This is a genomic window from Streptomyces cavernae, assembly GCF_004023625.1.
GTDB classification, from domain to species: domain Bacteria; phylum Actinomycetota; class Actinomycetes; order Streptomycetales; family Streptomycetaceae; genus Streptomyces; species Streptomyces cavernae.
This window is the reverse complement of record NZ_RPDJ01000077.1, coordinates 1-20,601: the sequence shown is the minus strand read 5'-3', so window position 1 is coordinate 20,601 and position 20,601 is coordinate 1. Positions and strand designations below refer to the sequence as shown.

Annotated in this window: 14 protein-coding genes and 7 pseudogenes; 9 read left to right on the top strand and 12 right to left on the bottom strand. The window is 67.8% G+C overall.

The window, feature by feature from the left end:
* Both EF387_RS44650 and EF387_RS44645 read left to right on the top strand, forming a co-directional pair.
* Positions 1-81, top strand: a pseudogene (locus EF387_RS44650) (ABC transporter ATP-binding protein); the annotation flags it as partial.
* A 113-nt stretch (positions 82-194) separates the two neighbouring features.
* Positions 195-2,498, top strand: a complete 2,304-nt coding sequence (locus EF387_RS44645) for an ABC transporter permease (protein ID WP_128382317.1) — start codon at positions 195-197, stop codon at positions 2,496-2,498.
* A 53-nt stretch (positions 2,499-2,551) separates the two neighbouring features.
* Here the strand turns inward: EF387_RS44645 and EF387_RS46950 are convergent, their stop codons facing one another.
* The 4 genes and pseudogenes from EF387_RS46950 to EF387_RS44630 form a co-directional block, all read right to left on the bottom strand.
* Positions 2,552-2,728 (bottom strand): hypothetical protein, encoded by a 177-nt coding sequence (locus tag EF387_RS46950; RefSeq protein ID WP_155589836.1) that lies wholly within the window; start codon positions 2,726-2,728, stop codon positions 2,552-2,554.
* Between the two features lie 31 nt (positions 2,729-2,759).
* A pseudogene (locus EF387_RS44640) lies at positions 2,760-3,576 on the bottom strand (IS5 family transposase); the annotation flags it as partial.
* 135 nt (positions 3,577-3,711) lie between these two features.
* Positions 3,712-3,828: pseudogene (locus tag EF387_RS50325) on the bottom strand (IS3 family transposase); the annotation flags it as partial.
* Between the two features lie 511 nt (positions 3,829-4,339).
* On the bottom strand, positions 4,340-5,221 hold the full coding sequence (locus tag EF387_RS44630; protein WP_128382316.1) for a helix-turn-helix transcriptional regulator: 882 nt from the start codon (positions 5,219-5,221) through the stop codon (positions 4,340-4,342).
* Between the two features lie 184 nt (positions 5,222-5,405).
* Between EF387_RS44630 and EF387_RS44625 the strand changes: the two genes are divergently transcribed.
* Both EF387_RS44625 and EF387_RS44620 read left to right on the top strand, forming a co-directional pair.
* Positions 5,406-6,266: an SDR family NAD(P)-dependent oxidoreductase gene (locus EF387_RS44625; protein WP_128382315.1), complete on the top strand. Its 861-nt coding sequence runs from the start codon at positions 5,406-5,408 to the stop codon at positions 6,264-6,266.
* A gap of 733 nt (positions 6,267-6,999) precedes the next feature.
* Complete coding sequence (locus tag EF387_RS44620; protein WP_128382314.1) at positions 7,000-7,833, top strand: reverse transcriptase domain-containing protein; 834 nt, start codon at positions 7,000-7,002, stop codon at positions 7,831-7,833.
* 515 nt (positions 7,834-8,348) lie between these two features.
* Here the strand turns inward: EF387_RS44620 and EF387_RS44615 are convergent.
* From EF387_RS44615 to EF387_RS44590, 6 genes and pseudogenes are all read right to left on the bottom strand, one after another.
* Positions 8,349-8,639, bottom strand: coding sequence for a hypothetical protein (locus EF387_RS44615; RefSeq protein ID WP_128382313.1), 291 nt, complete (start codon positions 8,637-8,639; stop codon positions 8,349-8,351).
* Positions 8,627-9,405: pseudogene (locus EF387_RS44610) on the bottom strand (prepilin peptidase). The gene EF387_RS44615 and the pseudogene EF387_RS44610 overlap by 13 nt, the downstream one beginning before the upstream one ends.
* 16 nt (positions 9,406-9,421) lie before the next feature.
* Positions 9,422-9,766, bottom strand: a complete 345-nt coding sequence (locus EF387_RS44605; protein WP_420802707.1) for a fic family toxin-antitoxin system, toxin component — start codon at positions 9,764-9,766, stop codon at positions 9,422-9,424.
* 46 nt (positions 9,767-9,812) lie between these two features.
* Positions 9,813-10,046, bottom strand: a complete 234-nt coding sequence (locus EF387_RS44600; protein ID WP_128382311.1) for a hypothetical protein — start codon at positions 10,044-10,046, stop codon at positions 9,813-9,815.
* Positions 10,047-10,304: 258 nt separating this feature from the next.
* A complete protein-coding gene (locus EF387_RS44595) occupies positions 10,305-12,944 on the bottom strand; it encodes a valine--tRNA ligase (RefSeq protein WP_420802706.1) in 2,640 nt (879 codons plus the stop codon).
* 308 nt (positions 12,945-13,252) lie between these two features.
* Positions 13,253-13,891 (bottom strand): annotated as a pseudogene (locus tag EF387_RS44590) (transposase); the annotation flags it as partial.
* A 502-nt stretch (positions 13,892-14,393) separates the two neighbouring features.
* On the opposite strand from EF387_RS44590, the gene EF387_RS44585 reads away from it, so the two are divergent.
* From EF387_RS44585 to EF387_RS44575, 3 genes are all read left to right on the top strand, one after another.
* Positions 14,394-16,583, top strand: coding sequence for an MMPL family transporter (locus EF387_RS44585; RefSeq protein ID WP_128382309.1), 2,190 nt, complete (start codon positions 14,394-14,396; stop codon positions 16,581-16,583).
* A gap of 327 nt (positions 16,584-16,910) precedes the next feature.
* On the top strand, positions 16,911-18,191 hold the full coding sequence (locus tag EF387_RS44580; RefSeq protein WP_128382308.1) for a sensor histidine kinase: 1,281 nt from the start codon (positions 16,911-16,913) through the stop codon (positions 18,189-18,191).
* Positions 18,188-18,817, top strand: coding sequence for a response regulator (locus tag EF387_RS44575; RefSeq protein ID WP_128382307.1), 630 nt, complete (start codon positions 18,188-18,190; stop codon positions 18,815-18,817). The genes EF387_RS44580 and EF387_RS44575 overlap by 4 nt, the downstream gene beginning before the upstream one ends.
* Before the next feature lie 135 nt (positions 18,818-18,952).
* On the opposite strand, the pseudogene EF387_RS44570 reads toward EF387_RS44575, so the two are convergent.
* Positions 18,953-19,649, bottom strand: a pseudogene (locus tag EF387_RS44570) (transposase family protein); the annotation flags it as partial.
* Positions 19,650-19,799: 150 nt separating this feature from the next.
* A complete protein-coding gene (locus EF387_RS49630) occupies positions 19,800-19,928 on the bottom strand; it encodes a hypothetical protein (protein WP_274388995.1) in 129 nt (42 codons plus the stop codon).
* 82 nt (positions 19,929-20,010) lie between these two features.
* On the opposite strand from EF387_RS49630, the pseudogene EF387_RS44565 reads away from it, so the two are divergent.
* Positions 20,011-20,180 (top strand): annotated as a pseudogene (locus tag EF387_RS44565) (ISL3 family transposase); the annotation flags it as partial.
* A gap of 69 nt (positions 20,181-20,249) precedes the next feature.
* Positions 20,250-20,601: PadR family transcriptional regulator (locus tag EF387_RS44560; RefSeq protein ID WP_155589837.1), on the top strand; the 352-nt coding region annotated here is incomplete at its 3' end.

Sequence of the window (20,601 nt, the reverse complement as noted above, 5' to 3'; positions counted from 1 at the left end):
GAGGCGCGGGTGGCCGCGTACTCGGACCGCGAGATCGTCGTACGGGACGGGAAGTCCCGGGACATGGAGCGCGCGATATGACCACCGGCACCTCGCCCACCGCCGCCCCGTCCGAGACTTCCCCGAGGCTCAACTCCTTGGGAGATCCCCGCCACGACACCCCCATGCTGCGGCAGTGGTCCAGAGACCTGGCCATGGGCGTCAAGTTCGCGTTCACCGGAGGCCGGGAGGGCTGGATACGTGTCCTGCTCACCGGTGTCGGCGTGGGTCTCGGCGTGGCACTGCTGCTGCTCACCACCGCCATCCCGAGCGTGATGCAGGCACGGTCCGACCGTGAGTACGCGCGTATGGACGTCGGCCAGAGTCCGACCGACATGCCCAAGGGCGACACGACCGTGCTCGTCGCCAGGGTCGACACCGAGTTCCGCGGACTGGATGTCCGCGGCCGTCAGCTGGAGCCCGAGGGCCCCGGGGCGCCGCTGCCGCCCGGCCTCAAGAAGTTCCCCGCGCCGGGCGAGATGTTCGTGTCCCCCGCGCTGAAGGAACTGCTGGAGTCCAAGGACGCCAAGCTGCTGCGCGAGCGAGTGCCGTACCGCATCACGGGAACCATCGGGGAGAGCGGCCTGATCGGCTCGGCCGAACTCGCCTACTACACCGGCGGCCAGAACCTGGCCCAGATCGACAATGGCTTCATCACCGCACGCCGCATCGACACCTTCCACGCGACGAAGGGGCCCTCCGAGGAGCTGGACCCGGTCCTTCTTCTGCTCGTCCTCACGGTCTTCGTGGTGCTGCTGATGCCGGTCGGGGTGTTCATCGCCGCGGCCGTACGCTTCGGCGGCGAGCGGCGCGACCGCAGACTCGCCGCATTGCGGCTGGTCGGCGCCGACGGCCGGATGACCCGCCGGATCGCCGCCGGAGAGGCACTCGCCGGGGCCTTCCTCGGACTGCTCTTCGGCATCGGTTTCTTCCTGATCGGCCGCCAGATCGCCGGTTCGGTGGAGCTCTTCGGGTTCAGTGTCTTCCCGAGCTACCTGGACCCGGCGCCCGTACTCGCCGTCCTGATCGCCGTCGCGGTCCCGGCCGCCGCGGTGGTCGTGACGCTGCTCGCCCTGCGCGGCGTGGTCATCGAACCGCTCGGCGTGGTGCGTACGGCCAAGCCCACGCGGCGCCGGCTGTGGTGGCGGCTGCTGCTGCCGCTCGGCGGTCTCGGCCTGCTCGCGCCGATGATCGGCAAGGGCAACAACAGCGGCGAATTCAACGAGTACATGGTGGCCGGCGGCGTCATCCTGCTCCTCGTCGGCATCACCGCGCTGCTGCCATGGGTCGTGGAAGCCGTCGTGGCCCGCCTGAACTCGGGCCCGGTCTCCTGGCAACTGGCCCTACGCAGACTGCAGCTGAGCAGCGGCACCGCGGCCCGCATGGTCAACGGCATCGCGGTCGCGGTGGCCGGCGCGATCGCCCTGCAGATGCTGTTCGCCGGTGTCCAGGACGACTACACGGAGCGCACCGGCCAGGATCTCTCCCGCGCCCAGATGGAGGTCTACGTACCGAGGACCGTTTCCCTCGCCGACGCACGGCAGCAGCTCGTCGAGACCCGCGGTGTGCGCGATGCCGTCGCGCTGTCCGACACCTGGCTCAGCCCCGACCAGAAGGACCCCGACACGGGGGTGGGAGTCACGGTCGGCGACTGCGCCGACCTACGCGAAGTGGCGAAGCTGCCCTCGTGCCGCGACGGCGACGTGTTCGCCGTGCACGGTGCCCAGGACGACACGCAGACCCCGAAGTTCGCCGAACCCGGCAAGAAGCTCTTCATCCTCCCGTTCTTCGAGGACTTGGGGAAGGGCAAGGAAGTGGCCTGGACGGTGCCGCAGGGCATCAAGAAGGCCGATCCGCGCAAGGATCCGACGGGCTGGCAGCGGGGCGGGTTCCTGTTCACCACGAGTGCCCTGTCCGCCGCCGCGGTCCCGTCCGCCAACGGGGTGGTCTACCTCAAGCTCGACGCGACGGTTCCGGACGGGCAGGAGCTCGTGCGCAACACCGCGGCGAAGATCGACCCGATGGCGCCCCCCACGGTGTTCAAGGAGAGTGAGCGGACCGCTGAGTTCGACTCCATCCGCACCGGGCTGTTCGTCGGCGCGGCCTGTGTCCTCGCGCTGATCGGGGCGAGCCTGCTGGTCTCCCAGCTGGAGCAACTGCGCGAGCGAAAGAAGCTGCTCTCGGCGCTGATCGCCTTCGGCACCCGGCGCCGCACGCTGTGCCTGTCGGTCCTGTGGCAGACCGCGATCCCGGTCGCGCTGGGCCTGGTCCTCGCCTTGGTGGTGGGCCTCGCCCTGGGCGCGGTCCTGCTGAAGATGACGGACACCGCGGTGACGGTGGACTGGCTGAGCGTCCTGGCGATGACAGGCATCGGCGCGGCGGTAGTCCTGGTGGTGACAGCCCTCAGCGTCCCCCCACTCCTGCGCCTGATGCGCCCGGACGGCCTCCGCACGGAGTAAGAAGCTGTTGATGCCCCTATGAGAGACTCTGACACGAAAAATTGAGTGTGTGGTCAGGCCGTCGCGGTGATGGGTTCGAAGCGTACGGTCAGGCCGAGATGGTTGGCTTCCTTGGTCATCCGGCGCATGGCACGTTCGGGGTCTCGGCGGGTGAAGTAGTCGGGACCGAGGTCCTGGTAGCGGGTCTTGTTCCGGAGGATGTGCCAGATCGCGATGGTGAGCTTGTGCATGACGGCGATTAGGGCGCGTATCGAGTCGTGATCATTTGGTGGTCCGGGTGAGGTCTTTGATCCAGATCATCGAGGCGCGCAGGTGGAGGCCGGCGAGGTAGCTTTCTGGGGTCTTGTCGTTTCGGGTGGCGATGCCTCGCCAGGCCTTGAGTTTGTTGATCAGGGGTTCGACGGTGTTCCTCTCTTTGTAGAGGCCGGTGTCATGGCTGACGGGCCGGCCGCCCCTGGAGCCCTTCTTCTTCCGGTTGGCGGCCTGGTCCTTCTTCTCCGGGATCACTGCCTTGATGCCGCGTCTGCGCAGGTGGGCCCGGTTGCCGCGGGAGGAATAGGCTTTGTCGGCGGCGACCGTGTCCGGCCGGGTGCGAGGGCGGCCGACGGGGCCTGGGACCCGTAACTTCCCCAGGACGGGGATGAATTGCGGGCTGTCGGCAGCCTGGCCCGCGGTCAGTACGAACGCCAGCGGGCGGCACTTGCGGTCGGCGGCGAGGTGGACCTTGCTGGTCTGCCCGCCCCTGGAGCGTCCCAGGAGGGCGGTCTTCAGCCTCAGTTTTCGGCGGCGCCGGTTGCGTCGTCGTTCTTCCCGCCCGGGATCTGCTTCGGCGTCCTGTCCGTCTTGTTCTTCGAGACTGCCCCTTTTGACCTGGCCTTTCCGCCTCGGTAGCAGCCTTCTCCAGCGCGGTGAGGACGTCCTGGTCCAGGTGCATCCCGGCTGCGTCGTGGTGAGCGCGCGCGGTGGTGGAGTCGATGCTGACCAGGACCAGATCGATCTCACCCCGCTTCGCGGCTTCCGCGATCAGACCCTCCAGCAGGGCCTCGAAGACACCGGCGTCACGCCACTGCCGGAAGCGAGCGGCGGCGACGAAGTCGCGGTCGACCAGGCCAGGGGCTCGCTCGGCCTGCCCGCCGGGGATCGTGGTGATGACGCGCTTGCCCCGGATGGCGCCGGTGATGCCGAGCTCGCGCATGAGGCGCTCGACGGTGCAGCGGGCCACCACATGTCCCTGCCGGTTCAGCTCGCGCCAGATCTTCCGGGCCCCGTAGAGGCGGTAGTTGGACGTGTAGACCTCCTGGATCCGCTCCTTGAGTTCCTCGTCGCGCACGGAACGGGCGGACGGAGTTCCGAGGCGCCTCCTGTGGGCGTATTACGTGGAAGGGGCGATCTTGCAGTCGTGCTCGGTGAGCGTCCTGCAGAGCGCAGACACTCCGCCCTGGGCCTGCTGAGCCCGGTGGAGTACGAACTCCGCACCCCGCCAGTAGCCTGAAACCAAGCAACTCGACTCCACCTTGCCCGGGACAGTCCGGAGTTTCCTTTCGAACCGGGGCGGTTCACATCTCTCTGCCGGATGGCGCCGACGGCAGCAATGTGGCGGACTCGATTCAGCGGGCCGCGCAGACGCAGTGGCAGCCGGTCGGCACCTGCCGCATCGATAATGATCCGCAGACGGTGGTTTGACCGTGTGAGTGAGCAACCCCTTGTGATTCCGGGGCGGTTACAGGGCGCTGCGCATGATCAGCAGCTGGTCGGCGAACGACGCACGGGCCGATCCGGCGGCCTGCAGCAGGTCGATATCGACCCGCGATGCTGCTGTTGCCGGTGAACTCGGATGGGCGTTACTGCTCGGTGATGTTGGGGTTCGGTTCGAGGGTGGGGGATGTTGCGGTCCAGCTGGCGAGGATGTCGATGGCTCGTCGTGAGGGTGATTCCGGTGCGGTGGTGTAGATGAACAGGGTGGTTTCGGGGTCGCCGGGGAGGGTGAGGGTTTCGTATTCGACGGTGAGGTCTCCGACGAGGTTGTGGCGGAGGCGTTTGGAGCCGTGGGTGCGCTGGTGGACGCGGTGTTGTTCCCACCATTGGTCGAATTGGCGGCTGCGTTCGCGTAGTTCGGTGACGAGGTCGGTGGTGGCGCGGTCGTCGGGGTTGCGGCCGACTTCGAACCGGAGGCTTTCGACGGCGGCGCGGGCTTGGTCGGGCCAGTCGAGGAAGAGGGCTCGGGCGTCGTCGTCGAGGAACATCCAGCGGGCGTAGTTGCGGTGGGCGGCGGGGAGCTGGTCGAAGTCGGTGAAGAGGGCTTTGGCCATGCGGTTGGCGGCGAGGATGTCGGTGCGGCGGCCGAGGATGAGGGCGGGTTCGCCGTCGAGGGCGTCGAGGAGCTGGTAGAGGCCGGGGCGGACGCGTTGGACGTCGTGGCTTCGGCGGGGGGTGGGTGCCGAGGTCATGCCGATGAGGTCGTTGAGGTGGGCGCGTCCGGCGGCGTCGAGGCCGAGGGCGCGGCCGATGGCTTCGACGACGGCGGCGGAGGGAGTGATGCGGCGGCCTTGTTCGAGGCGGGCGTAGTAGTCGGTGGATACGCCGGCGAGGCGGGCGACTTCTTCGCGGCGGAGGCCGGGTACGCGGCGGACGCGTCCGTCGGGGGGCAGGCCTGCGCGGGCGGGGTCGATCTGGCTGCGGGCACGCCGTAGGAAATCAGCGAGTTCTTGGTTGGTTTTGTTCACGGGTTCGAGTATCTCTGAGCCGGCGGGGACCTGGGTGGACCGGCGAGTCCTAGGTTTCGAAGACCGCGCCTCCACAGGGCGCGAGATAGGCCCCCAGAGGGGCTTGCGGCGGGTCACTGTTGAAGCACGCCACTACGGGAACAGCCCGGAGGCGCATCATCGAAATCGTGAACAAAGGACGCCCATGAGTTTCCCGACGGATCGACCCGCGACCTGGTTCGTGACCGGTACTTCCCGCGGTCTGGGCCTGGAGCTGGTCACGCAGTTGCTGCAGCGTGGCGACCAGGTCGCCGCGACGACCCGTTCCACGGAGCGGCTGCTGGCAGCCCTCGGTGACCGCGTCGACACTTCGCGGCTGCTGCCGCTAACCGTTGATCTGCGTGATGACGAGCAGGTCCGGCAGGCTGTGCGCCAGGCCACGGAGCGATTCGGCGGGCTCGACGTGGTCGTCAACAATGCCGGCTACGGCTACCTGGCCGCGGTGGAGGAGACGAGTGCCCGCGAGGTTCGCGACATGCTCGACGTCCAGGTCGTCGGGGTGTGGAACGTATTGCGTGCCGCGCTGCCGGTGCTTCGAGAGCAGAAGAGCGGTCATGTGGTCAACGTGTCGTCGATTCTCGGGCTGACCGCGGTTCCGGGCTGGGGCCTCTATTGCGCGGGCAAGTTCGCGCTCGAGGGTCTCACCGAAGCGCTGGCCCAGGAGATGGCCGGCTTCGACGTCAAGGTCACCATCGTCGAACCCGGCTACTTCCGCACCGATTTCCTCACCACCGACTCGCTGGCGCTGCCCGCCTCGACGACGGATGCGTACCCGGGTCTGCGTGAGATGACCGAGAACCACCTGAAGCTCCAGGGCAGCCAGCTGGGCAACCCGGTCAAGGGCGCGGAAGCGATCATCCGCCAGGTTGTCAGCGGCGAGGGCCCGCTGCGCCAGCTGCTCGGCTCGGACGCCCACGCCTACGCCACCGCGAAGGTCGCTGCCTTGCGCGCGAACCTGGAGGCCACCGCGCAGACCGCCGACGCCACTGACTTCGCCGACGCCTGAGAATTCGCCGTTAGGTCGCTTCTGATGGCTCTTGGACGGTGTCTCGGAGCCAGATGACGATCGCCGCCACGGTCAGGGTGCCGTTGAAGATGTAGTCGCGTTAGTCGTAGCGCGTGGGTGCGCCACGAGGCGCTCGTGCGCCGTGAGGCGCGGTGAATCGAAGGAGGTGCAAGACCTCCTCGCCGGGCTGTCGCAGCAGGCTGGTGGGGAGCTGAGCGCAGTCTGACCCGGGAGACGCCGGGGAGGGCGGAAAGCAGCGCTGACAAAGCCGGGACGGCTCGGAACTGCCAGACGGGCCGGGTTCGGCGAGCGAGATCAGAGGGCATACGAGAGGAATCAGTGGTAAAGCTCCGTAAGCGTGGCACCGGCTCAAATCTGGTGGATATGGGCCGGGTTGTAGTGCACAGTCCGTCTGTTGTGCGGGTTGACTCCGTAGCCGACTTGGTGTGTCGGTGGGGAGGCCATGGTGAAAGCCTGCGGCGTAACCGTGGCGATGCTGCCGGGGCAAAGCTGGATGCCGGACTGATCGATCGATTCATCGTGAACACGGGAACCATCCCGCACCACTCCCACTGCCCGGAATCCGTCCGGGTCCGTGGGATAGATGCGTCGTCCGTCGAAGGCGTGGGATGGGGCGGAGGCCCGTAGTAGTCCGAGCGGACGAGAGGTCCGCGCATGGCGAAGGGGGCCAGCAAGTCAGCAGTACGGATGCTGGAATGCCGGGAGGTCGTTGGTGAATACCGACGAGCTGGAATACGTCTTACCCAAGGCGGAACGCCGGGTACTGGAGATCCAGACCAAGCTGCACCGTTGGGCCAGTGATGACCCTCATCGCAGGTTCGATGATCTGCACAATCTCGTCGCCGATCCGGGCTTTCTGCTGGTCGCCTGGGATCGGGTGCGGAACAACAAGGGCGCGCGCACGGCTGGAGTGGACGGTGATACCGCCTACTACATCGAGTCCGTGCGGGGTCTGGAGGGGTTTCTTGCGGAGCTGCGGGAGGATCTCAGGCTCCGCACCTTCCGTCCCCTCCCGGCGCGGCGGCGAACGATTCCCAAGGCGGGCGGCAAGGTCCGCTATCTGGGGATCGCGACCATCCGTGACCGGGTGGCCCAGGCGTCCTTGAAACTGGTGTTGGAGCCGATTTTCGAGGCGGATTTCCACCCGTGCTCCTACGGGTTCCGCCCGAATCGCCGGGCTCACGACGCGGTGGCCGAGGTGCACCATTTCGCAACTCGCTCCTACGAGTGGGTTGTTGAAGGAGACATCAAAGCCTGCTTCGATGAAATCTCACACTCGGCGCTCATGGACCGGGTACGGGCCCGCATCGGAGACAAACGCGTTCTTGCCCTGGTGAAGACGTTTCTGAGAGCGGGCATCCTCACTGAGGACGGCACGCTGGTGGATACCGACGCCGGGACTCCGCGGGGGTCAATTCTCTCCCCCTTGCTGAGCAATGTGGCTCTCTCGGTTCTGGATGACCATGTCGCCCAGGGGCCGGGCGGGCCCGGAGCCAGCCCGTATAATCGACAAATTGATCACGACATCACACAGGCCCTAGGGTGACGTGACCTCCCGGAGATCAACGTCAGCCGACGGGCAGCACGGGTCGTCGTTCGGGTGTAGCGCAGAGGGATACGGCACCGGCCCCTGGACGCCGTGCGCTCGAACACACCCGCGCGGCCGGAAGAACGCATGGCCGCCCCGGAGATCGAAGCCCGTCCGGGGCGGCTCGTTCGGGTCGTCAGGTGCCCCAGGGCAAGTCGATGATCTGCGCGCTCTCTATGCTGCCGTCGGCGCTTGTCCACCAACAGACAGCTCCGGCGAGGCCGATCGGGACGACAACACCGCCGGTCGAAACGCACCCGGCCCAGGTGACTCTCGGCGGGTGTCCATCGGCGGCCTGCGCGGTTCCGCCACTGCCGAGGGTGAGGGCGAGGCCTCCGATGGTGGTCGCTGCGGCTAACGCCAGGCGAGATCTCACGTTGTGCACCTCCCGATCCGGTGGTCCCTCCACCGCGGTCATAAGCTAGCGGGACCGGCCCTAGGGATTTCTCTAGTGCTCTGACCGCGTAGACACCTCACGACTCCAAGTCGTCAAGCCGCAGCGGCCAAGGCAGTTGGGAACGCGGTGTTCTCATCGAACAGTTCGCGTTGCTGGAGGCAGTGGAACATCTGTCCGGCCCGAAGTGCGTCGGTCGGGAGCGTAGCTGCTCGCGCACACGGTGTGCGGCCTCCTTGGGGGCGGCGAGCGACGTGTCGATGATCAGCAGCTCGTCGGAGAACGGTTCGGCGCTCAGCAGGACGCCCGCCTCCGCGAGGAGGGCCTCCTTCGTGTCACCGGAGACGCGAGGGAGGATTACAGGCAGCACCCGATCCAGCGTCCCCTCGGCTTCGGAAGCCCGGATTCAGGAGCGTAGGAGCCCAAGAGCACGCCAGCCAGCGTCCCGGCGAGCAAAATCGGGCCGAACGGGATCCTGCTCGTACGGTCGGCCCGGCCCACGAGCATCAGGCCGATGCCGTACGGCGCGCCGAGCAGGTACCCGGCGAACGTCCCGACCAGGACGATCGCCCAGCCGTACCAGCCCAGGACGGCGCCCAGGGCAAGGGCGAGTTTCACATCGCCGAACCCGAAGCCCTTGCTGATCAGAAAGAGCACGAAGTAGCAGGCGCCCAGAATGAGGGAGCCGAACAGCGCGGACGTCCAGCTGCCGCCTGCGTCGGGCAGCACGGCGGCGACGCCCAGCAGGGCGAGCGCGCGGGCGGCAAGCGGCAGGGTGAGTGCGTCGGGCAGCTGGTGTGCCGCGAGTCGACGGTGGCAAGCAGCACGGCGGCCGGGGCGAGCACCAGCCAGACCACCAGCTCGGGGCGGCCCCTGTGGCGGCCGCCAGCAGGGCGCAGACCACGGCCGTGGTGAAGGCGACGGTGAGTGTGCTCGGCCCGTAGGAGTCCCCGCTGGCGCAGCGAGCACGCCCCAGCCATCCGGCCCCGAGGCCAACGAGGGGATGGCCTGCCGGGCACGCTCGACCGCCAGGGTTCCTCGAGCGGTACGGAGAACCGGTACGGGGGACGGGATATGAGCACGCCCGTCCCGCAGCCCCACAGAGCGGCAGCCGTGATGATCAGCAACGTCTCCACCGGACGGAGCCTATGCTCAGCTGCGCTCGGTCCACTCCTTCAGGGCCGCGGCCAGGGCGCGCACGTCCACGTTCCCGGCCGATACCTGATCGGCGAGGTCGGCGGCCTCCTTGGCGGTGAACCGTACGGCCAGGCCGCTGGCGTGCAGGTAGCCGACCGCGACCGTCGCGCCGAAGAGTTCGTTGCTGTGCTCCAGGGCCCGTACCCGGGCAAGCGAGTGGAAGAGAGCGGCGGCCCGGTGATGTGGCTGTGGGTATACGGGTTCGTCCATGACGTGGAAGGCGTGCCGCGCTCGGGCGGCCTCCAGCGCTCCCCAGTCCGTCACGTCAGGGTCGCCCAGCTGGGTGCGGGCGATCTCCATGAGCCACGGAAGATCTACCCTGAGGTCCACTGCGTCGCTGCCCGCCCTACGCCGCGGACGCGGTGGGCCCGGGTTCCGGGCCGAACCGGCTGGCGAACTCTTCGCGCACCCCGGGAGTGCTGAGGAAGAGGGCGCTGCCCTCGAGGAACCGTGCCTTGTTGAGCTCCTGAGCCAGGACGCGTCCGGCGTACACCGTCGGATCCTCGTGCCGCTCGTGCGCTTCGCGTTCCAGCTGCGCCCACTGCTCGTCATCGATCTCAATGCGAAGTTCCCTGGCCATGCCCCCACGGTAGCCGGACCCGGCGCCTGGTGGGCAGGGCTCTGAGCAGAAGGGGCTGTGCCGTCGTCGCCGTGGCGGACGCCTGTCCCGCCTGCGGTCCGCGGGCCTCGGCCGGTGCGAGGGGTACATGTCGCCCGCCAGCGGGAGTTCTCTCTGACGAACCCCTATGAGGGCCTAAGGATCCCGTAACCGGAGACCTCGTCCTCGCGAAAGGAGCCCCGGACGATGCGTCCGGGGCTTCCTTCGCTGGCCTAGCTACTACGCGGGCGGCAGGTTGCTGATCTGGTTCTGCAGCCGGACGATGTCCTCTTCGGCCTTCGCGAGGCGGGTACGGATGTTTTCGACCACGTTGTCCGGGGCCTTCGCAAGGAACGCCTCGTTTCCGAGTTTGGCCTCCGCCCGAGCCTTCTCCTTCTCGGCCGCAGCAAGGTCCTTGGCCAGCCGCTTACGCTCGGCCGCGACGTCGATCGTGCCGGACAGGTCAAGCGCGACCGTGGCGCCGACGACCGGGAGCGTCGCCGTGGGGCTGAAGCCATCGCCTTCCGGCTGCAACCGCAGCATCTGACGGATGGCGGCCTCATGGGCAGCGAGCTGCGTACCCGACAGGTCCAGGCTGGCCGGGACCTTCTGACCGGGCTGCAGCCCTTGGTCCGAGCGAAAACGCCGAACCTCGGTGATCACCTGCTGAAGGCTCTCGATCTCAGCCTCAGCCGCAGCATCGCGGAACCTGCTGTCCGTCGGCCAGTCGGCGATCACGACGGACTCGCGGCCGGTGAGCGTGGTCCACAGCGTCTCCGTCACGAACGGGACGACCGGGTGCAGCAGGCGAAGCGTCACGTCCAGGACCTCGCCCAGAACGCGTGCCGAGAGCTTGGCAGCGTCGCCGCCGGCCATGAACGTCGTCTTCGACAGCTCGACGTACCAGTCGAAGACCTCGTCCCACGCGAAGTGGTACAGGGCGTCGGCGAGCTTCGCGAACTGGTAGTCGTCGTAGTACGCGTCCACCTCGGCTACGACGGTGTTCAGCCGGGACAAAATCCAGCGGTCCGCGGCCGACAGATGCTCGGCCGGGGGCAGCTCGCCCTCGACCGTGGCGCCGTTCATCAGCGCGAACCGCGTCGCGTTCCAAATCTTGTTGGCGAAGTTCCGGGACGCCTGGACCCAGTCCTCGCCGATCGGCACGTCGGTACCGGGGTTGGCGCCCCTCGCGAGCGTGAACCGCAGAGCGTCGGAGCCGTACTTGTCCATCCAGTCCAGCGGATTGACCGTGTTGCCGAACGACTTCGACATCTTCTTGCCGTGCTCGTCACGGACCATGCCGTGAAACGCGATGGTGTGGAAGGGGATCTCGCCGTCCATCGCGTACAGGCCGAACATCATCATCCGCGCGACCCAGAAGAAAATCAGGTCGTACCCGGTGACCATGACCGAATTCGGATAGAACTTGGCCAGGTCCGCAGTCTCCTCGGGCCAACCCAGCGTGGAGAAGGGCCACAGGCCGGACGAGAACCAGGTGTCGAGGACGTCGGTGTCCTGCTCCCAGCCCTCGCCGCTCGGCGGCTGCTCGTCGGGGCCGACGCACACGGTCTCGCCATTCGGACCGTGCCAGACGGGGATCCGGTGACCCCACCACAACTGCCGCGAGATGCACCAGTCGTTGAGGTTGTCGACCCAGTCGAAGTACCGCTGCGACAAATCGGCGGGGTGGATGTCCACCCGGCCGTCGCGGACAGCGTCTCCCGCGGCCTTGGCGAGCGTCTCGACCTTCACCCACCACTGCAGAGACAGCCGCGGCTCCAGCGTCGCCTTGCAACGCGAGCAGTGGCCCACCGAGTGGACGTACGGCCGCTTCTCCGCGACGATCCTGCCCTCGGCCCTCAGCGCGGCGACGATCGCGGAGCGCGCCTCGAAGCGGTCCAGGCCCTGGAACGGGCCGTGGGCCGTGATGACTCCGCGCTCGTCCATGACCGTCAGCAACTCCAGGCCGTGCCGCTGGCCGATGGCGAAGTCGTTCGGGTCGTGGGCGGGCGTGACCTTGACGGCACCTGTGCCGAACTTCGGGTCGACGTGTGTGTCAGCGACGACGGGAATCGTGCGGCCCGTCAGCGGCAGCTTGATCTGCTTGCCGATGAGGTGCGCGTACCGCTCGTCGTCCGGGTGGACGGCGACCGCGGTGTCACCCAGCATCGTCTCGGCGCGGGTGGTGGCTACGGCGACGGTGTCCTCACCCTCGCCGTACTTCAGGGAGACGAGCTCACCGTCGTCGTCCTGGTAGTCGACCTCGATGTCCGAGATCGCTGTCAGGCAGCGCGGACACCAGTTGATGATGCGCTCGGCACGGTAGATCAGACCGTCGTCGTACATCTTCTTGAAGACGGTCTGGACTGCGCGCGAGAGCCCTTCGTCCATGGTGAAGCGGTCACGGCTCCACGCGACGCCGTTGCCCAGACGCCGCATCTGCCCGGCGATCTGACCGCCGGACTCGGCCTTCCATTGCCAGACCCGCTCGACAAACGCCTCACGACCCAGGTCGTGACGGGACTTGCCTTCCTTGGCGAGCTCCCGCTCAACGACGTTCTGCGTGGCGATGCCGGCGTGGTCCATGCCGGGCTGCCACAGCGTCTCGTAGCCCTGCATGCGCTTGCGGCGGATGAGGGCATCGATGAGTGTGTGCTCGAAGGCGTGGCCCAGGTGGAGGGAGCCGGTGACGTTCGGCGGCGGGATGACGATGGTGTACGCGGGCCTGTCGCTCTTCGCGTCAGCTTCGAAGTAACCGCGCTCTACCCAGCTCTCGTACAGCGTCCCCTCTACATCGGCCGGCGTGTACTGGGTCGGCAGTTCGGGGGCGCTGTTAGGCCCGCTGTCGGGGCGCTGAGTGTTGTCGGTCACGATGGCCATTCTAGGGACCCCACGACTCCACCCTTGCCTGATTTTCCTGCGGGAACAGGCCGGGCCCAGGGCATGAAAATGGCCGCACGCGAGATTTCAAGTGTGACCAAGAACGCTCCCGTGCGGCCGTGTCCAGCTTATCCCGGCAGTGGCCGGGGGACTGAAGTTCCGCCACCTTCCCTCTCAGCCTTGGACGCTATCCGCACGGCAACGCTTCCAGTGAGCAGCAGCGTCACGCCAGCCGCACGGGGGCGCGGGAGAGGCGACGTGCGCGTCGTTACCGCGCTCCCATCCGGGGGGTGCCTCTATGTCTTTCGTCAAGCGAGGCGTGGGGTTCTGGGTTCGTAGAAGGTGCCGTCGCGGAGCATCGCGAACAGCACGTTGATCCGTTGTCGGACCAGGCGGAGAAGGGCCTGGGTGTGGGTCTTTCCGCGGGCCCGGCAGCGGTCGTAGTAGGTGCGGGAGGCGGGATCGTGCAGGGCGGCGAACGCGGACAGGAACATCGCGCGTTTGAGTTGCCGGTTGCCGCCTCTGGGTGCGTGTTCGCCGTGGATCGAGGTCCCCGACGACTTGGTCGTGGGGGCGAGGCCGGCGTAGGAGGCGAGGTGCGCGGCGGTGGGGAAGCTGGTTCCGTCGCCGACGGTGACCAGCAAGGTGGCGGCGGTCCTGACCGCGACCCCCGGAATCGAGGTCAGGACCGCGGAAAGAGGGTGAGCCTCCAGCAGCTGTCTGATCTGTGTTTCCAGGGCTCGTCGTCGTTCGTGGACGGCGGCGAGCGAGCGGGCCAGGGACGGGATCACGAGGTCGAGGGTGCCGGTGCCGGGAACGACGACGGTCTGCTCGTCGAGCGCGTCGAAGACCTCGTCGATCAGCCGGGCGGCCATGCGCGGGGCCTTGGGCCGGATCACCTCGACGAGCTTGCGGCGACCGGCTTTTCGCAGGGCGACTGGGGATCCGTTGCCGTCCGTTGGCCCTGTCGGTGTTCAACCCACCACGCCCACTCGCGAACTGAGGGCGTCAAGAATTCTTTCTTCGCGCTTGCGCATAACAATGCGTCACCGGCCTCATGGACTCAGTTGAACACCGCGACCATCCTTTTTCCGCGACGGTCCAGGGGGCGCGTGGTCAAGGTGCGCGCGCTCCGTGGGCGCGGTAGTCGCAGGCCATCCACCGATCGGGCGATGCCACTTCGGGCCTGATGGACGATGTGGCGGCGGCGCCCGGTCCGTCAGGCTTGTTCCATGATCACGGCGAGCGCGCGACGGTCCGCGAGACCTCGTCGAAGACAGCGGGCCGCGCGTCATCACCGGACGCTGATCACCTCGTACTGGCATCGAGGCAACCATCCCGTAGACAACCGTTCGACCGGCTTCGCAGTGACTGCCGGTCGAGGTCGCCGATGCCTGGGTCAGCTCACCCGGGCTGTGGTGATCTTCCCACCCAGGAGGACCCTTCCGCATGTTCCGACGTATCGGGAACACCGTCGTCCGACATCCCGTCTGGACGATCTTGGCTTGGCTGATCGCGGCGTTCGCGATATCCGCCACCGCACCGAGTCTTCCCTCGACCAGCGACCAGAGTGACTTCCTGCCCAGGAGTTACGAGTCCATCGAGGCGGCGGATCTCCAGGACAAAGAGTTCCCCAGCACCTTCATCCCGTCCGCGACAGTGCTGTACCAACGCACCGACGGGGGCAAGCTGACCGCCGCCGACCAGAAGGACGCCGCCCGCATCGCCTCAGAGCTGGGCAAGAGGGGCATCGACGAGGTGGAGCGGGTCGTATCCGGTGAGCCGTCCAAGGACGGCCGGTACACCATGGCCCTGGTCCAGATGGACGACGAGAACGCCGATCAGTCCGCTCAGGCCGACGCGGCCCAGGTGCTGCGCGAGGACGCCAAGACTCTGGCGAAGGGCACCCGGCTTGACGTCAAGGTCGGCGGGCCCGCCGCGGAGGCCCTCGATCAACAGGAATCGGCCGAGCGTGGCGAGCAGTTGATCGGTATCGGCACCTTCGCAATCATTTTGGTGACCCTGCTGGTCATCTTCCGGGCGCCGATCCTGGCCGTCCTGCCCCTGGTGCTGATCGGCATGGTGTCCGTGGTTGCCAGCGGACTGATCGCGTACGCGACGAAACTCTTCGACCTCCAGGCCAACAGCTCGGTCTCGTCGCTCCTGATCGTCGTGCTCTTCGGCGTGGGCACGGACTACTTCCTGTTCCTGATGTTCCGTTACCGAGAACGCCTGCGCGCCGGTGACGAGCCCAAGCAGGCGATGGTCAACGCGGTCGACCGGGTCGGGGAGGCCATCGCCTCCGCCGCCGGCGCGGTCATCATCGCCTTCCTGGCGCTGGTGCTGTCCACACTGGGCTTCCTGCGGCAGATGGGTCCGGCTCTCGCCATCGCGGTCGCCGCCACGCTGCTCGCCGGCCTGACCTTGATCCCGGCCGTCGTCTCGCTCATCGGCCCGAAGATCTTCTGGCCCTCCCCGTCGTGGAAGCAGGAACCGTCCGGCGCCCGGTTCGCCGCCCTGGGCCGCGGTGTGCAACGCCGCCCGGCCCTGTGGGCCGCCGCGTCCGGCTTCGTCCTGGTTGCGCTGTCGCTGGGCACCCTGAGCTACAACGCCACCTTCGACCTCACCTCGGGCTCGATGCCCAAGAGCAAGGAGTCGATGGTCGTCCAGGACGAGATACAGAAGGCGTACTCGGCCGGCGCGGCCGCCCCCACCGACGTCTACCTGACGAGCACCGACGGCAAACCGCTGGACCGCGCCGCGTTCAACGACTACACGAAGGAACTGCGCTCCGTGGACGGCGTGGCGAGCGCCCGCATGGCCCAGGTGAACAAGGAGGGCACCACCGCGGAATTCACCGTCACCCTCGACCACGCGGCATCGTCGGACGAGGCGATCGACACGGTGGGCAGGGTGCGGGACGTCTCGCACGCCAGCGCCCCGGACGGCACCAAGGCCCTCGTCGGCGGACTGTCCTCGATCTACAAGGACATCGACACCGCGGTCAACCGGGACTACCGGACAGTGTTCCCCGTCGCCGCCGCTCTGATCATGGTCATCCTCGCGCTGCTGCTGCGCAGCGTCGTCGCCCCCTGGTATCTGATGGTGTCGGTGGGCCTCGGCTTCGGCGCCACACTGGGCGCCACCGTGTGGCTCTTCCAGGAGATCCAGGGACGCTCGGGGCTGATGTTCATGCTCCCGGCGATCATGTATCTCTTCGTGGTCGCCATCGGCACCGACTACAACATCCTCATGATCGCCCGGCTCCGCGAGGAGGCCCGCGAGGGCCGTGATCCACGTGCGGCCGCCAGCATGGCGGTGCGGCACGCGGGGCCCACGGTGGCCACGGCCGGGTTCATCCTGGCGGCGACCTTCGCCACCATGATGCTGGCGGGCAACACGCTGCTGACACAGATGGGCTTCGCCCTCTCCTTCGGCATCGCGATCACCTCGTTCGTCATGGCGTTGTTCTTCACGCCGAGCCTCACGGCGCTGATCGGCCACGCGGCATGGTGGCCGGGGCACGGGGACCGGGCGCAGGGCGCGGCGGCCCGCTCGGCCACCGGAGGCGACGGTCACCCGTCCGCCCCCGGGACGGGCCGGCAGGAGGCCTACGACCTGTCAGAGCGCCGCAGGTAGGGAAAGACGACGTGCGACCGCCACTTCGCGGGCGGTGGCGGTCCCGTTCCCCGCGAGGAGGGTCCCACCCCGATGACCAAGACATCGCTGCCCGTACCACGCACAGGAAGGCCCACACCTGGGCGGCCTGGGCCCTGCGCGAACGCGTATTCGCAGACACCCGACGGGCACGAGTACCAGCCGTTCACCCCGCTGGGCGCGGGCGTGCGATCATTGCAGGACGCCACGGCCGGTCATTGGCCGCAGCCGCGCACTTGGCCGTTGGCGCTGGGGTGGGCGATCCTCGTCGGTGTCCCGGACAGATGGTACTTCCGCGGGGAGCGGGTCATGGGTGTAGAGGCCGAGTTGCGCGAGGAGTTCGACCGCTGGGAGCGCAAGGAGACCGCGGTTCTGAAAGTGCTCCCGTACCCGCTGCTGGCGGTCAGCGTCGTGTTCACTCTCCTGCAGCCGCTCTGGAGCGCGGAGGTGCACCTCCCAGGGGTGCTGGGGCTCTCGACCCTGCTCACCGCGTGGGTGATGTGGTTCCACACGCTCCATCCGGAGTTGCACGGCAACGGCCCGCTGATGGGCCTGTACTACACGGGGCTCGTGGCGGTGACCGCCTGCCTGGTGTTGCTCACGCCCTGGTTCGGCTTCTTCGCCTTCATCGGCTACGTGCACGCCTTCCAGTACCTGAAGGGCCGGTGGCGCTACGTCGGCGTGGCCGTGACGTCCGCGGTCTCGGCGGTCTCCTACGTGGGAGGGTCGGCCAACATCACGGCCGACCAGTGGTGGAAGTGGCCCGCCGTCAGCGCGCTCACCACGGTCATGGCCACGGTGGCCTTCCACGCCGACGTGATGTCCGACCGGCGCAATCAGCGGCAGAAGCGGGCGCTGGTCGAGTTGCACAAGGCCAACGTCGAGCTGGAGACCGCACTGGCGGAGAACGCGGGCTTGCACGCTCAACTGCTGGTGCGGGCCCGCGAGGCCGGCGTCCTCGAGGAGCGGCAGCGGATGGCGCGGGAGATCCATGACACTCTCGCTCAGGGGCTGGCAGGCATCCTTACCCAGCTCCAGGCCGCCGAGCAGGCGTCGGGCGAACCGGCGGTGTCGCGCCGGCACGTGGCGAACGCGATGGGCCTGGCCCGCGAGAGCCTCACCGAGGCCCGCCGGACGGTGCACGCGGTGGGGCCGTCCGCGCTGGCGGAGGCACGCCTCCCGGACGCGATCGGCGACGTGGCCAAGCGCTGGTCGGAGGTCAACCGCGTCGAGGCGGTGCTCACCACGACCGGCGACGCCCGGCCGATGCACACCGACGTCGAGGTGGCACTGCTGCGGACCGCGCAGGAGGCTCTCGCCAACGTCGCCAAGCACGCACGAGCCAATCGGGTCTCACTGACCCTGTCGTACATGGAGGACCTGGTGACGCTCGACGTACTGGACGACGGAGTGGGTTTCCTGCCCGACACCAAGCGCGCCGGCAGCTCCGCGGACGGGGGTTTCGGGCTCGCCGGTATGCGGCAGCGGGTACAGCTCCTCGCGGGGCAGCTGGATGTCGAGTCCGAGCCGGGCGGGGGCACCGCGATCACGGTGACGGTGCCGGCGATCCCTGTGGGGAGCGGGAGTTGATCTCGCTGCTGATCGTCGACGACCACCCGGTGGTGCGGGACGGGCTGCGGGGCATGTTCGGCGCCGATCCGCGCTTCGAGGTGGTCGGCGAAGCCGCTGACGGTGCGGAAGCGGTCTCGGCCGGGGAGCGCCTCCGCCCCGACGTGATCCTCATGGACCTGCGGATGCCCGGGACCGACGGGGTCGCCGCCATCAGGGAGTTGGCGAAGCGCGGGGTGCCGTCACGGGTGCTGGTGCTCACCACGTACGACACGGACAGCGACGTGCTGCCGGCCATCGAAGCCGGCGCCACCGGCTACCTGCTCAAGGAGGCGCCGAGGGCGGAACTCGTCCGCGCGGTGGAGGCTGCGGCATGCGGGGAGGCGGTGCTCTCCCCCACTGTCGCGACCCGGCTCTTGGGACAGGTGCGCAAACCAACCCCAGCACCGCTGTCACAGCGCGAACTGGAGGTGTTGGAGCTGATCGCCCAGGGCTCGACGAACCGCGAGGCGGCGAAGCGACTCTTCATCAGCGAGACGACGGTCAAGACGCACCTGCTGCACGTGTACGCGAAGCTGGGCGTCAACGACCGAGCAGCCGCCGTGGCCGTCGCGTTCTCCCGCGGCTACCTGGCGCCGCGGGACTGACGCCGATCACAGGCAATGCCGAGCAGGACCGGCCGCTCACTCCCGTTGGACGAGTGGGTGACGTCGGTGCCGATGTCGACGCTGACCAGATGACTGAACGACGCGGGGTCGCGATCGACAAGCTGTCGCTGCGGCAGCGAAGGCGCGTTCGCCGGGTGCTCGCAGGCGGGCGTGGTCGTGGTTGTACTGCTGATAGTGCTCGGGTAGTTCGCGGTGGCCGTAGGTAGGGGTGCGGACGGTGGCGTCGGCGCCTTGATAGGCGCGGTCCGCCAGGATGAGGACGTCTCGTGTGAGGCACGCCTGGGCGATCCCGTAGGCGCGGGCAGCGGTCAGGTCGTGGGTCCGGCCCGGCGTGGCGCGGGAGAACCGCAGGGGTGTGCCGTCCGGGGCGGCAATCACCTGAATGTTCATGCCGTGCTTCTTGTGTTTCTGGGAGTAGTACGGCTCGTCCGCCTCGATGCGGTCGGTGGGGATCAGCATCCCGTCGACGATGACGAAGTCTCCCTCGCCCAGGCCCACGAGGGCTTCTCGCAGGCCTGGCGCCCAGGCCGGCGGGACCTCGACGGGCTCGGCCACTTACCGCCAGGCTGTCGCTTCCGACACTCCGAAACCGGCGCCTACCTGTGCGAGTGTCTCGTTCTTCCGTAGATGGGTCAGGACCAGCAGGTTCTGCTTGAAGCACCCCAACTTGCGCTCGCGAGTGCGAAGTTCACGCCTCCGGGCGTAGATGAGCCACGTTACATGCTCGACCAGCTCGTACGGGACATCAAGCATGCAAGGAAGCGGAACCGAGGAAGCCCCCGGCCGATGGCGTGTTGAGTGATAGCACCACACCAACGACGAGGGGCTTCTTCATGTCACCCCACCTGACCAGCCCGTTTCATCCCCACGGCACACGATGAAAGAGGTTCACTAAAACGTTTGATGGCCAAGGCCGTTCCGATCGTCGCCGAGCACCCGTGCACTGACCTCACGTTCCAGTTCAGGGGGTGGAGGGGTGTGACGCGACAGCGTTGCGCACGTCCTCGTAGACCAGGTCGATGTTGATCATCGCTCCGGTCAGCCCGCCCTGCGCGGCGGCATCGATCGCCTGGGCGCGGTGGCCCCGCACATTCCCCGCCGCCCACACTCCAGGGACAGCGGTCGCGCCGACCTGGGGGTCGGCGGGCAGGGTCGCACCGACGACCTGACCCTTGGACGCACCTGTCTACGACGGACCTCGCGCCCAAACCACCCTGGAACGCTGGCGCCAGGTCCACGGTCTGCTCAACCAGGGCGTGGGCCTGCTCGATGCGCCCGCCGCCTGCAACTGGCCCTGAACACCGTCAAACGCTACGCCCGTGCGGACCGGCCCGAGCGGATGAACTCCACAGATGCGGGTCTACACACTGCGTATACACGGCATGTATACGCAATGTGTATAGTGCTCGGCATGTCCATCGGTCACACGCTGCTAGGGCTCCTGGAGTCCGGGCCCCGTCACGGTTACGACCTGAAGCGGGCCTTCGACGAGAAGTTCGGTCACGACCGGCCGCTGCACTACGGCCAGGTCTATTCGACGATGTCCCGGCTGCTGAAGAACGGCCTGGTGGAGGTCGACGGGATAGAGGCGGGCGAGGGCCCGGAGCGGAAGCGGTACGCGATCACCGAGGCGGGTGTCACCGATGTCCAGCGGTGGCTCGCCACACCGGAGAAGCCGGAGCTGTATCTGCAGTCGACCCTGTACACGAAGGTCGTCCTTGCGCTTCTGACGGACCGTGATGCGTCCGACATCCTCGACGCCC

Bases quoted from the DNA above. Each gene is read 5' to 3' on its own strand.
- EF387_RS44645 (WP_128382317.1), top strand. From the start codon at position 195: ATGGGCGTCAAGTTCGCGTTCACCGGAGGCCGGGAGGGCTGGATACGT.
- EF387_RS46950 (WP_155589836.1), bottom strand. From the start codon at position 2,728: ATGCACAAGCTCACCATCGCGATCTGGCACATCCTCCGGAACAAGACC.
- EF387_RS44625 (WP_128382315.1), top strand. From the start codon at position 5,406: ATGAGTTTCCCGACGGATCGACCCGCGACCTGGTTCGTGACCGGTACT.
- EF387_RS44605 (WP_420802707.1), bottom strand. From the start codon at position 9,766: ATGGAGATCGCCCGCACCCAGCTGGGCGACCCTGACGTGACGGACTGG.
- EF387_RS44600 (WP_128382311.1), bottom strand. From the start codon at position 10,046: ATGGCCAGGGAACTTCGCATTGAGATCGATGACGAGCAGTGGGCGCAG.
- EF387_RS44595 (WP_420802706.1), bottom strand. From the start codon at position 12,944: ATGGCCATCGTGACCGACAACACTCAGCGCCCCGACAGCGGGCCTAAC.
- EF387_RS44585 (WP_128382309.1), top strand. From the start codon at position 14,394: ATGTTCCGACGTATCGGGAACACCGTCGTCCGACATCCCGTCTGGACG.
- EF387_RS44580 (WP_128382308.1), top strand. From the start codon at position 16,911: ATGGGTGTAGAGGCCGAGTTGCGCGAGGAGTTCGACCGCTGGGAGCGC.